The sequence below is a fragment of the Bordetella sp. FB-8 genome (assembly GCF_000382185.1).
Classification (GTDB): Bacteria; Pseudomonadota; Gammaproteobacteria; order Burkholderiales; family Burkholderiaceae_B; genus Bordetella.
Window position 1 is genome coordinate 797,408 of sequence record NZ_KB907784.1, and the last position, 12,334, is coordinate 809,741.

General features: G+C 66.8%; 12 protein-coding genes. 10 read left to right on the forward strand and 2 right to left on the reverse strand.

Going from position 1 to position 12,334, the window contains the following annotated elements; translation table 11 throughout:
* Positions 1-123: 123 nt before the first annotated feature.
* Positions 124-1,041, reverse strand: a complete 918-nt coding sequence (locus tag H143_RS0103785) for a LysR family transcriptional regulator (RefSeq protein WP_019936894.1) — start codon at positions 1,039-1,041, stop codon at positions 124-126.
* Between the two features lie 101 nt (positions 1,042-1,142).
* On the opposite strand from H143_RS0103785, the gene H143_RS0103790 reads away from it, so the two are divergent.
* From H143_RS0103790 to H143_RS0103835, 10 genes are all read left to right on the forward strand, one after another.
* Positions 1,143-1,844: a fumarylacetoacetate hydrolase family protein gene (locus H143_RS0103790; RefSeq protein WP_019936895.1), complete on the forward strand. Its 702-nt coding sequence runs from the start codon at positions 1,143-1,145 to the stop codon at positions 1,842-1,844.
* The gene (gene maiA / locus H143_RS0103795; protein ID WP_019936896.1) at positions 1,844-2,485 is read left to right on the forward strand and encodes a maleylacetoacetate isomerase; all 642 of its coding nucleotides are present in this window, start codon (positions 1,844-1,846) and stop codon (positions 2,483-2,485) included. The genes H143_RS0103790 and maiA overlap by 1 nt, the downstream gene beginning before the upstream one ends.
* A 63-nt stretch (positions 2,486-2,548) precedes the next feature.
* Complete coding sequence (locus H143_RS0103800; protein ID WP_019936897.1) at positions 2,549-3,553, forward strand: tripartite tricarboxylate transporter substrate binding protein; 1,005 nt, start codon at positions 2,549-2,551, stop codon at positions 3,551-3,553.
* 49 nt (positions 3,554-3,602) lie between these two features.
* Positions 3,603-4,979, forward strand: a complete 1,377-nt coding sequence (locus H143_RS0103805; RefSeq protein ID WP_019936898.1) for an FAD-dependent oxidoreductase — start codon at positions 3,603-3,605, stop codon at positions 4,977-4,979.
* Entirely contained in the window at positions 4,976-6,172 is a 1,197-nt protein-coding gene (locus tag H143_RS0103810; RefSeq protein WP_019936899.1) for a 3-hydroxybenzoate 6-monooxygenase, read from the forward strand. The genes H143_RS0103805 and H143_RS0103810 overlap by 4 nt, the downstream gene beginning before the upstream one ends.
* Positions 6,173-6,204: 32 nt before the next feature.
* Entirely contained in the window at positions 6,205-7,392 is a 1,188-nt protein-coding gene (locus tag H143_RS0103815; RefSeq protein WP_019936900.1) for an ABC transporter substrate-binding protein, read from the forward strand.
* 19 nt (positions 7,393-7,411) lie between these two features.
* On the forward strand, positions 7,412-8,326 hold the full coding sequence (locus H143_RS0103820) for a branched-chain amino acid ABC transporter permease (RefSeq protein WP_026349695.1): 915 nt from the start codon (positions 7,412-7,414) through the stop codon (positions 8,324-8,326).
* Positions 8,327-8,333: 7 nt separating this feature from the next.
* Positions 8,334-9,302, forward strand: coding sequence for a branched-chain amino acid ABC transporter permease (locus H143_RS0103825; protein WP_019936902.1), 969 nt, complete (start codon positions 8,334-8,336; stop codon positions 9,300-9,302).
* Positions 9,295-10,068 (forward strand): ABC transporter ATP-binding protein, encoded by a 774-nt coding sequence (locus H143_RS0103830; protein WP_019936903.1) that lies wholly within the window; start codon positions 9,295-9,297, stop codon positions 10,066-10,068. Before H143_RS0103825 ends, H143_RS0103830 begins: the two co-directional genes overlap by 8 nt.
* Positions 10,068-10,772, forward strand: a complete 705-nt coding sequence (locus H143_RS0103835) for an ABC transporter ATP-binding protein (protein WP_019936904.1) — start codon at positions 10,068-10,070, stop codon at positions 10,770-10,772. Before H143_RS0103830 ends, H143_RS0103835 begins: the two co-directional genes overlap by 1 nt.
* A gap of 406 nt (positions 10,773-11,178) precedes the next feature.
* Here the strand turns inward: H143_RS0103835 and H143_RS0103840 are convergent, their stop codons facing one another.
* Positions 11,179-12,270 carry a cupin domain-containing protein gene (locus H143_RS0103840; RefSeq protein WP_019936905.1) on the reverse strand — a complete coding sequence of 364 codons (1,092 nt, stop codon included), beginning with the start codon at positions 12,268-12,270 and terminating at the stop codon, positions 11,179-11,181.
* Between the last annotated feature and the right edge of the window lie 64 nt (positions 12,271-12,334).

Consider the following 12,334-nt stretch of genomic DNA (forward strand, 5'->3'; position numbering starts at 1 on the left):
AACATAGCGGGCCCTGGCTCTGCGCCCCGGCCTTGGCCACGACGTAGTCGCCGTAATCGTGGGTCAGCGGCGCTGCGTGGCGCGCCGACCCGTTCGCCGAGTCGTTTGCCGCGAGCGGGCCGCTCAGGAGCTCGCGGCAACGACCGCGCGTATGCAGTCCATCGCCACCTGCACCGCCTGCGGCCGGAAGCTTTCGCGCCGCCAATAAAGCGCCACGGCGCCGAACCCCGACAGGCGCACCGGCAGCACGCGCAAGGTGTTCATCTGCGCCAGCCGCAAGGCCGCGCGATGCGAGGCCACGCCTATCATGTCGCTGTTGTTGAGCAGCGTGAGATTGCTTGTCACCGAGTTCGTCTCGACCGCGTCGCGCGGGATCGTCTGGCCGGCGTCGGCCAGCGCCTTCTCCAGCGCCGTGCGCACCGGCGTGCCCTGCGGCCAGACTATCCAGCGGTAGCCGAGCAAATCGTTCCAGTCCAGGGCCTCGCGCGACAGCAAGGGATGGCCTGGCCGCACCACCAGGTGAATCGGGTCGCGATAAAGCGGCTCGGTCTCGATACCCGGATCCATGCCATCGGGCATCGCCCGGCCCATGACCAGGTCCAGGTCGCCCTGCGCCAGCTGTTCGAGCAGACGGTCCGTCGTGCCCTCGACCAGGCCCACGTGGGCCTGCGGCATGTGCTCGAACAAGCGCAGCATGGCCAGCGGCGCCGTATCGGAGGCCGCCGCCCCCGAGGCGCCTATCACCACCCGGCCGGCGCTGCCCTCGCGCAAGGCCGCCATGTCGCCGCTGGCGCGGTCCAGCTGGGCGTCCAGGCGGCGGGCATGCTCGATCAGGACCTCGCCGTACTGCGTGGGGATCAAGCCGCGGGCGTGGCGTTCGAACAGCGGCAGTCCGATGTCCTGCTCCAGGTCCTTGAGCCACTTCGACAGGCCGGGCTGGGTGGTATTGAGCATGGCCGCCGAATGGCTGATGTTGCGGGTCTGCGCCAGACTGAGCAGCATCTTGACGTTGCGCAGGCGCAGGCGATGCGTCCAGTCCATAGCGTCTCCAATGTATATGTTTTATGACATGAATTAGAAGATTAATTCATTTTGAACCGTATACCTGACTGGCAATAATGGTCCCAATACAAGGAGACATCATGTCCTACGTTTTCGCCCCCCAGGGCACCATCGGCGTGCCCGTCGCCGGCAGCAACGACCTCTATCCCGTACGCCGCGTCTATTGCGTGGGCCGCAACTACGCCGCCCATGCCCGCGAAATGGGCTTTGACCCCGACCGCGAGCCGCCCTTCTTTTTCTGCAAGCCGGCCGACGCCGTCGTGCCCGTGACTCACGGCGATACGCTGGCGCTGCCCTACCCCAGCGAAACGAGCAACTATCACTACGAGATCGAATTGGTGGCGGCCATCGGCAAGGCCGGGGCCGACATCGCCATCGAGCAGGCGCTGGACCACGTCTGGGGCTATGCCGTGGGCCTGGACATGACGCGCCGCGACCTGCAGATGAAGATGCGCGAGGCCGGCCGCCCCTGGGAGCTGGGCAAGGCCTTCGACCTGAGCGCGCCCATTGCCCCGTTGTATCCTGCGGCTCAAGCCGGCGACATTCACCATGCCAGGATATGGCTGAAGGTCAACGGCGAAACCAAGCAGTCCAGCGAAATCCCCAAGCTGATCTGGTCGGTGGCCGAGACCGTGTCGTACCTGTCGAAGTTTTTCCGCCTGGAACCGGGCGACCTGATTTACACGGGCACCCCGGAAGGCGTGGGTCCCGTCGTGGCCGGCGATCTGATGGAAGGCGGCGTGGACGGTCTGGGCACCCTCAACGTTCGAGTGACCAAATAATGCAGATCTACAGCTTCTTCAACAGTTCCACTTCGTATCGCGTACGCATCGCGCTGGGACTCAAGGGCCTGCCCTACGACTACGAAGGCGTGGACATCCGCGCCAAGCAGCACCGCGAAGCTGGCTACGTCGCGCTCAACCCCAACGCCAACGTGCCGCTGATGCGCGAGGACGGCTTCGACCTGGGCCAGTCGCTGGCCATCATCGATTATCTGGATGCCACGCACCCGGAGCCGCGATTGATACCGGCCGAGGCCAGGCTGCGCGCCCGCGTGCTGGAATTGAGCTATGCCGTCGCCTGCGACATCCACCCGGTGAACAATCTGCGCATTCTGAAGTACCTGGTGAAGGAGCTGGGCGTAAGCCCCGAGCAGAAAGACGCGTGGTACGCACACTGGATCCAAGAAGGCCTGACCACCGTCGAGCAATTGCTGGTGCGCCACGGCGGCCAGGGCGCCTACTGCTTCGGCGACCGGCCCACCATGGCGGACTGCTGCCTGGTGCCGCAACTGTTCAATGCCCTGCGCAACAAATGCGACGTGTCGGCCTACCCGCGCACCATGAAGGTCTACGAACACTGCCTGCAGCAGCCTGCGTTCCAGAAGGCCGCCCCCAGCGCCCAACCCGACTTTCAGCCATAAGCGCATCCGCCCGGCCGCCCAAGGGCGCGCACCCTGCTTCGTGAAAAACATCGGAGACTGAACATGAAAACGACCGGCACACCCGGATTGCGGCGCAAGCTCCTGGCGGCGGGCCTGGCCACGCTGGCGCTGGCCGCCGGCGCGGCGAACACGGTCCAGGCAGCCGCCTGGCCCAGCCAGCCCCTACGGCTCATCGTGCCTTTCGGCGCAGGCTCCAGTCCCGACCAGATGTCGCGCGTCATCGGCCAAAAGCTGGGCAAAATCCTGGGCCAGGACGTGATCGTCGTGAACCGCCCGGGCGCCGGCGGCAACCTGGGTACCTTCGACATCGCCAACGCCAGGCCGGATGGCTACACCTTCGGCATCTCGATCACCGGTCCCCTGGTGAACAACACGCTGATCTACAAAAAGCTGCCCTACAACCCCGCTACCGACCTGGCGCCGCTGACGCTGGCCGTGCAACAGCCCAACGTGCTGGTCGTGCCGGCTGCCTCCGGCATCACCGGCATGCAGGGCCTGCTGGACGCGCTCAAGAAAAATCCCGGCAAATACAACTTCCCCTCGCCGGGCGTGGGCACCATCTCGCAGCTGGCCGTCGAACTGATGCTGCAGCACACGCATACCCAGGCCACGCACATCGCCTACGCGTCTTCGCCCGACGCGCTGACCTCGCTGCTGGCCGGCAACACCCAGTTTGCCGCCCTGCCCCTGAGCGCCGTCATGGCCCTGGTCAAGAGCGGCAAGCTGCGGGCGCTGGCGGTCACCTTTCCCAAGCGCTCGCCCTTGTTGCCCGATGTACCCACGCTGAGCGAATCCGGCGTGCCCGGCGTCCAGGGCTCGGCCTGGGCCGGCTTCGTGATCTCGTCCAAGGTGCCGGCCGCGATCCGCAAGAAGCTGTCCGACGCGCTGATCCAGGCCATCCACGACCCGGCGGTCAGCCGGAAGCTGACCGTGATGTACATGGATCCGGTCGGCAGCACGCCGGCGCAGTTCCGCGACTACATGCATCAGGAGCTCAACCGCTGGGGCCCCCTCATCAAGAAGCTGGGGCTCGCCGGCTCGCATTGACCGATCAGGCGCTGCAAAAAACAAGAACAGCGCCAGCCAGGAGGAAGACATGATGATTACCGAACCCGCCCGGCAGGTTGCGCTGCACGGGGAGTACGAGGTCGCGGTGCTCGGCGGCGGCCCGGCCGGCATCCTGGCGGCGGCCAGTGCGGCGCGCAATGGCGCGCGCGTGCTGCTGATCGAGCGCTACGGCTTCCTGGGCGGCATGGGCACGGCGGCGGGCGTGTCCAATTTCTGCGGCCTGCATGCCAATGTGCACGGCCACATCCGCCAGGTCGTGCACGGCATGACCGACGAGCTTCTGGACCGCATGCGCGCCCTGGACGGCCTGAATGCGCCGCATCTGATCCTGGGCAAGATTCACGCGCAGGCCTACGACATCTCGGCCTTCAAGTGCGCCGCCGACGGTCTGGTGCAGGCTTGCGGCGTCGAGCTGCTGTTCCACGCCCTGGCCACCGGCACGGCGCGCGATGCGGACGGCCGGCTCGACACGCTGTTCCTGGAAACCAAATCGGGGCGCCGCGCGGTGCGCGCCCGCGTCTTCATCGACTGCTCGGGCGACGCCGACCTGGCGCACTGGGCCGGCCTGCCCTACGAGAAGGGCGATGAGGCCGGGCACATGATGTACCCCACGCTGATGTTCAAGGTCGGCAATGTCGACGGCGTGCGCGCGCAAGAGGCCTGGAAGACCATCCCAACGCTGATGGACCAGGCCCAGGCCAGCGGCGAATTCACCTTCCCGCGGCGCGGCGCCATCGTGCGCCCGCAAAAGCACGACTACGAATGGCGCGTCAACGTGACGCAGCTGGCCAATCGAGACGGCTCGGCGGCCGACGGCACCGACGCCGTTTCGCTGTCGGCTGCCGAACTGGAGGGGCGCCGGCAGATCGTCGACTACCTGTCCTTCCTGCGCGCCAAGGTGCCGGGCTTCGAACAGGCCTACATCCTGGATATCGCGCCGCAGCTGGGCATACGCGAGACCCGCCGCGTGGTCGGCCAATACATGCTGACCCGCGAAGACGTGCTGGGCTGCGCGGACTTTCCCGACAGCATCGGCGTGAACGGCTGGCCGCTGGAAATCCATGCGGCCGGCGACGTGCAGTGGGTCTGGCCGCCCATACCCGAATCGCGCGGCTACAACCAGCTGCCTTTGCGCATGATCGTGCCCAGGCAGGGCCCGGGCATCCCCGACAACGTGCTGGTGGCGGGCCGCTGCGCCTCCATGACGCATGAAGGCCAATCGGCCGCGCGCGTGAGCGGCAGCTGCTTCGTCATGGGCGAAGCGGCGGGCACCGCGGCCGCCCTGGCCCTGCGCGCCGGCATCGCGCCCGCGCAACTGGCGCCGCAAGCGCTGCAACAGCAACTCGAACGCCAGGGCGTATTCCTGGGCGCTCGCGAACAATCACGGGAGACCGCACTGCAATGAACACACAATCGGCCATCGTCGTGGGCGGGGGCATCGGCGGCCTGGCCGCCGCGCTGGCCCTGACCCGCCAGGGCATCCGCGTGCAACTGCTGGAACAGGCCGCGCACATTGGCGAGATCGGCGCCGGCATCCAGCTCGGCCCCAATGCCTTCGCCGCGCTCGACGCGCTGGGCGTGGGCCACGTCGCCCGCCAGCGCGCCGTGTTCACCGACCACATCATCATGATGGACGCGGTCGACAACCGCGAAGTCGTGCGCATCGAGACGGGCAAGGCGTTCCAGGAGCGCTTCAACGGCCCTTACGCCGTGATCCACCGCGCCGACATCCACGGCGCCATCCTGGAAGGCGTGCAGCACGACCCGCTCATCTCCTTTCACACCTCGACCCACATCATGGGCTTTGCGCAGACCGACGACTATGCCGAGGTAAGCGACGACAAGGGCAACACCTACCGCGCCGACATCGTGGTGGGCTGCGACGGCGTGAAATCGGTGGTGCGTCAGAGCCTGATCGGCGATCCGCCGCGCGTGACCGGCCACGTGGTCTACCGCGCCGTGGTCGAGCGCGAGAACATGCCCGAGGACCTGCGCATCAATGCGCCCGTGCTGTGGGCCGGCCCGCGCTGCCACCTGGTGCACTACCCGCTGCGCGGAGGCGCGCAATACAACCTGGTCGTGACTTTCCACAGCCGCGACCAGGAAGAATGGGGCGTGCGCGACGGCAGCAAGCAAGAAGTGCTGTCGTATTTTCAGGGCATCCACGCCCGTCCGCGCCAGCTGCTGGACCGCCCGACCTCGTGGCGCCGCTGGGCCACGGCCGACCGCGAGCCGGTGGACCAATGGAGCTACGGCCGCGCCACCATCCTGGGCGATGCCGCCCACCCCATGTCGCAATACATGGCCCAGGGCGCCTGCATGGCGCTGGAAGACGCCGTGACGCTGGGCCTGGCCGTGGCGCAGCACAAGGACGACCTGCGCGCCGCGTTCAAGCTGTACGAGTCGCTGCGCATCCCGCGCAGCGCCCGCGTGCTCTGGTCCACGCGCGAGATGGGACGCATCTATCACGCGCAGGGCGTGGAGCGGGCCGTGCGCAATTCGCTGTGGCAGGGCCGCTCGCAGCAATCCTTCTACGACGCGCTGCAGTGGCTGTACGGCTGGAACGCCGACAACTGCATGAGCGGCATCAGGCTCTGATACGCAATCCATCCAATACCGAGGAGACAACCATGAAAAACCCCGCATTGCATCGCATCGCCGCTGCCGTCCTGCTCGCCGTGGCCGGCTGCGGTTCGGCTCCGGCCCAAACCCAGAAGCCCGTGAAAATCGGCTTCATCGACACCCTGTCCACGCCTGCCGGCTACATCGGCGAAGACCAGCGCGACGCCTTCATGCTGGCCGTCAAGGAAGGCGGCGGCAAGCTGGGCGGCGTGCCCGTGGACGTGGTGGTCGAGGACGACGGCCTCAAGCCCGCTGCCGCCAAGCAGATCGCCGACCGCATGGTGCAGGACGGCATCCGCCTCTTTACCGGCGTGAACTTCTCCAACGTGATGGCTGCCGTGGGCCCGACCGTGCTCAACGCGGGCGCCTTCTACGTCGGCCTGAATGCCGGTCCCTCGAACTATGCCGGCAAGGCCTGCAACAAGAATTTCTTCTCGGCTTCGTTCCAGAACGACTCGTTCAGCGACACCGCAGGCATCGTGGCCAACGAACTGGGCATGAAACGCATGGTCTTGATGGCGCCCAACTACCAGGCCGGCCGCGACGCCGTGAACGGCTTCAAGAGCACTTACAAGGGCCAGATCGTCGACGAGATCTACACCAAGCTGGACCAGTCCGACTTTTCGGTGGAACTGGCGCGCATCCGCTCGCTCGCCCCCGACGCGATCTTCCAGTTCCAGCCCGGCGGCGCCGGCATCAACCTGGCCAAGCAGTTCGCCAATTCGGGCCTGTCGGGCAAGATCAAGATGATCACCCCCATCTACTCGATGGACGAGCGCATGCTGGTCGCCACGGGCGCGGCCGCCAAGGGCTATTACCTGAGCTCGCCGTGGAGCGCCGACCTGCCCAACGCGCAGAACAAGCACTTCCTGCAGGCGTTCGAGCAGGCCTATCACCGCACGCCGACGGTCTATGCCGCCCAGGCCTACGACACAGCCAACCTGATCGCCTCGGCGCTCAAGGCTGTTGGCGGCGACGTCACCGGCCACGCCGACGCCTTCCGCGCGGCGCTGCAGAAGGCCGACTTTCCTTCCGTGCGCGGCCACTTCAAGTTCGCCGCCAACCACTATCCCATCCAGGACTGGTACCTGCTGCACATCGAGGACGACGGCGCGGGCAAGCTGGTCTACAAAGACCTGAAAGTCATCGCGCACGATCACGTCGATCCGTACGTCAGCCAATGCAAGATGCAATAAGCCGGGATTGGACAACACCATGCTGATGCTCTTGGAGCAGCTGCTCAACGGACTGCAATACAGCGCGCTGCTGTTCCTGCTGTCGGCCGGCCTGACGCTGGTATTCGGGATCATGAACGTCATCAATCTGACGCATGGCTCCTTCTACATGGTCGGCGCCTTCTGCGCCGCCGCCGCGGTCGCCAAGACCGGCTCCTTCCTGGCCGCCATCCTGGCGGCGCTGGTGGGCGCCGGCCTGTACGGCCTGGTCATCGAGCTGCTGGTGATCCGACACCTCTACCGGCGCGACCACCTCGACCAGGTACTGGCGACGCTGGGGCTGGCGCTGTTCACCGACGAACTGGTGTCGGTGCTGTTCGGCCGCAGCCCGCCGTTCATGAGCATCCCGCCGGCCCTGTCCGGTTCGGTGCACGTGTTGCCCGGCCTGCCCTATCCGGTGATGCGCCTGGCCTTCATCGCCGCCGGCGCGCTGGTGGCCGTGGGCCTGTGGTGGCTGATCTCGCACACCCGCGTGGGCATGCTGGTGCGGGCCGGCGCCGACGACGGCGAAATGGTCGATGCGCTGGGCGTGAACGTGCAGCGCCTGTTCACGCTGATCTTCTCGCTGGGCGCACTGCTGTGCGGCTTTGCCGGCGTGATGGCGGCGCCGCTGCTGGCCATACAGATCGGCATGGGCGAGCGCATCCTCATCACCACCTTCGTGGTGATCGTGGTGGGCGGCGTGGGGTCGGTGCGCGGCGCGCTGGTGGGGTCGCTGCTCATCGGCATGACCGACGCGCTGGGCCGCGCTTTCATTCCCACGCTCACCTCCATGGTGCTGCCGCCGCAGTTGAGCGATCCGCTCAGCGCCAGTCTGGTGTCGGCCAGCATCTACATCCTGATGGCGATCGTGCTGCTGTTCAAGCCGCGCGGTCTCGTCCCCGCGCGCCACTGAGAAGCCCATGACCCGCAAAGCAATCATCAACGCGGCCGGCCTGCTGCTCTTCGCGCTGGCTCCGCTCATCGCCGCGGCCACGGGCAAGACCTTCCTGGTCAGCTTGTGCACGCAGTTCGCCATCTATGCCCTGGCCGCGGTCAGCCTGGACCTGATCCTGGGCTACGGCGCCCTGATCAGCTTCGGCCACGCGGCCTTTTTCGCGCTGGGCGGCTACACCGTGGGCATCATCGGCTTTCACATGAGCCAGGGCGACACCCTCCTGGGCTGGGCCGGCAGCCATTCGGCGCTGGTCGTCTGGCCGCTGGCCGTGCTCGTCGCGGCGCTGATCGGCCTGGTCATCGGCTTTCTGTCGCTGCGCACCTCGGGCGTGCAGTTCATCATGATCACCCTGGCCTTCAGCCAGATGGTCTATTTCGTTCTGGTAGGCCTGATGGTCTACGGCGGCGACGACGGCCTGCCCATCGATGTGCGCAACACCCTGCCCGGCATCAACCTCGCCTCGCCCGACGTCTTCTACTACACCTGCCTGGCGCTCATGGTGCTGTGGATCGCGCTGTGCCGGCGCATCGTGCACTCGCCCTTCGGCATGGCCCTGCGCGGCCTGAAGCAGAACGCGCGCCGCAGCGTGGGCCTGGGCTATGCGCCGCTGCGCTACCGCATCACCGCCTTCGTGCTGTCGGCGGCCGGCACCGGCCTGGCCGGCGCGCTCTGGGCCAACTACGCGCTCTTCGTCAGCCCCGACATGGCGGCCTGGCAGAAATCGGGCGAGTTCATGTCCATGGTCATCCTGGGCGGCATGGGGTCGATCTTCGGTCCCGTGGCCGGCACGGTGGTGTACCTGGGCCTGGAGCAGGCGACGGCGGCCTACACCGAACACTGGATGCTGATCATGGGCCCGGTGCTGGTGCTGGTGGTGCTGTTCGGCAAGCGCGGCGTCTACGGCTGGCTCACCGGAGGCAAATACCATGACTGAACAAGTCAGGCTCGACATACGCGACCTGCGCAAATCCTTCGGCGCGGTCAAGGCCACGCAGGGCGTCGATCTCTCGGTGCGCGCGGGCGAACTGCACGCGCTGATCGGCCCGAACGGCGCGGGCAAGACCACCTTGCTGTCGCAGATCGGCGGCGAGATCCTGCCCGATGCCGGCAGCATCATTCTGGACGGCCGAGACATCACCCGCATGCCGGCACACAAGCGCCCCGCCGCCGGGCTGGCCCGCTCGTTCCAGATCAGCCAGGTCTATCCGGAGTTCACGGTCGAGGACAACGCCGCCATGGCGGTGCAGGCCCACATGCCGAGCGGCTTCAATCTGTGGCGCGACGCCCGGCGCGACGCGCGTCTGCGCGAGCCGGCCCGCCGCGCGCTGCAGCGCGCGGGCCTGGGACATCGTCTGGACGAGCGCGTTGCCAATCTGGCCCACGGCGAAAAGCGCCAGCTCGAACTGGCCATGGCCTTGTGCATGGACGCGACGCTGCTGCTGCTGGACGAACCCATGGCCGGCCTGGGCGCCGAAGAGTCGCTGCGCATGGCCGCGCTGCTGGGCGAGCTCAAGGGCCAGTACGCCATTCTGCTGGTCGAGCACGACATGGACATCGTGTTCTCGCTGGCGGACCGCGTCACCGTGCTGGTCTACGGCAAGACGATCTTCACCGGCACGCCGGACGAAGTGCGCAATCATCCCGAGGTGCGCGCCGCTTATCTGGGCGAGGAAGATCCCAGCGCGGAGGTCAATCAATAATGCTGCGCGTCGAAAAACTCGAATCGGGCTACGGCCCCAGCAAGGTACTGTTCGGCGTGGATCTGGAGATCGCCCCGCGCCAGGTGGTCTCGCTCATCGGCCGCAACGGCATGGGCAAGACCACCACGGTCAAGACGCTGATGGGCATGCTGCCCACGCAAGGCGGCCGCGTGATGCTCGACGGCAAGTCCATCGCCAGTCTCGCGCCGCACCGCATCGCGCGGCTGGGCCTGGGCCTGGTGCCCGAAGGCCGGCGCGTTTTCCCTTCGCTGTCGGTGGAAGAAAACCTGCTGGCCACGGCGCGCGGCGGCGATTCGGGCAACAGCGCAAGCTGGCACCTGGGCCGCGTCTATGAACTTTTTCCGCGCCTGCGGGAGCGGCGCCAGCAGTCGGCCCGCACGCTGTCGGGCGGCGAGCAGCAGATGCTGGCCGTAGGGCGCGCGCTGCTGACCAACCCGCGGCTATTGATTCTGGACGAGGCTACCGAGGGCCTGGCGCCGCTCATACGGCAGGAGATCTGGCATTGTCTGCGCCGCCTGAAGGAGGACGGGCAGACCATTCTGGTGATCGACAAGAATCTGAAGGAAATGGCTACGCTCGTCGATCGCCATCACGTGCTGGAGAAGGGGCGCGTGGTGTGGGAGGGGACGCCGCGGGAGTTCGGGCTGAACCCGGAGCTGGCCAATCGGTATCTGGGGGTCTAGCTCCGATACGGTTCAGTTTCGAGACCTCAGGGTCTTGCGATTGAGTTCTTGAAACGTTCGCCGTGTCCGGTCCGAGGGGCGGGGAGCGGCCTGGTCGGCTAACTCGGCCCCTGAACGGGGCCTCGGCCTACGTCCCTGCAAAATCGGCGGGCCGGGCGCGAACTCGCCCTGCGGGCTCAGACAGCGCGCCCGGACTTCCCCCGCCGATTTTGCAGGGACTGGGCAGCCTCCAACAGGCCGCTCCCCGCCCCTCGGCCCGAACACGGCGAACTCGCATCGAAAATGGGCAAGGTCCGATAAGCCCCTAGGGTAAGAACCTGACGTTTCACTCAGAATCGCGTCGCACCCACTACGGCGAGACTCGTCCGATGCATCAAGAATTCACACAAACAAAACACGCGTTGAACTACCCGCGGTCGATGACCTCGGTGCGATCGAAATGCAGGCGCTCCATGATGGGCGCATCGGAAAAACGGAACAGGTCGAACGACGTCTCGGCCTGCAGCGACCACGTCACCCAGCTGGGCACGACGAAGATGTCGCCCTTTTCCAGCTTGTGGGTCGTCTCGCCCAGCACCACCGCCCCGCGCCCTTCGAACACCTGGAATACCGACGAGCCGACCTCGCGCCGGGGCGCGGTGGCTGTGCCCGCGCGCAGGCGATGGAACTGGGCGCGGATGGTCGGCATGACGTCGCCGCCGGTCGTCGGGTTGGTGTAGCGGATCGCCGCGTGGCCCGGCTCGACGACGCCGGGATGGCCTTCGTCCTCGAGCTTGAGCTGCTCGGCCAGGGCCCGGTCGGTATGCACCCAGCGATAGGCGCCGATGGGCGAGGCCACCGTGCTGCGCGGACCCGACACGGGCCGCAGGCCGGGATGGCACCACAGGCGCTCGCTGCGCGAGACGTCCGGCGTGCTTCGGTCGGTCAGGCCGTCGGCGCCCACTTCGAAAAAGCCCACGTCATTGGTATAGCTGAAGGGAATGTCCAGCCCGTCGAGCCAGGCCATGGGCGTGTCGCGCACGTTCTGGTGGCCGTGAAAGCACCAGCCCGGCGTGAGCAGGAAGTCGCCGCGGCTCATGTGCACCGGATCGCCATTGACGACGGTCCACACGCCCTCGCCTTCGACCACGAAACGGAAGGCGTTCTGCGAGTGGCGGTGCTCGGGCGCGGTTTCGTGGGGGCCGAGATACTGGATCGCGCACCACAAGGTGGGCGATACATAGGCCACGCCGCCCAGCCCCGGATTGGCCAGCCCGATGGCCCGGCGCTCGCCGCCGCGGCCCACCGGCACCAGGTCGCCGGACTGCTGGGCCAGCGCGTATAGCTCGGACCACTGCCAGACGTGCGGCAGCGCGCGCGGCATGGGATGCCGCGGCATCAGGTTGCCGGTCTGCGTCCAGAGCGGATTGAGGTGATTGGATTTGAAATCGGCGTAGAGCTGGCGCAGCGCAGGGGTGTCGTCCGGCTGCCCGCCATGCGCTTTTTGTTCGCTCATCATGGTCTTGTTTCTCCTCGTTGCCTCGGCTTGGGCATGCCTTTCATTCTATCTGCCGGGATATACG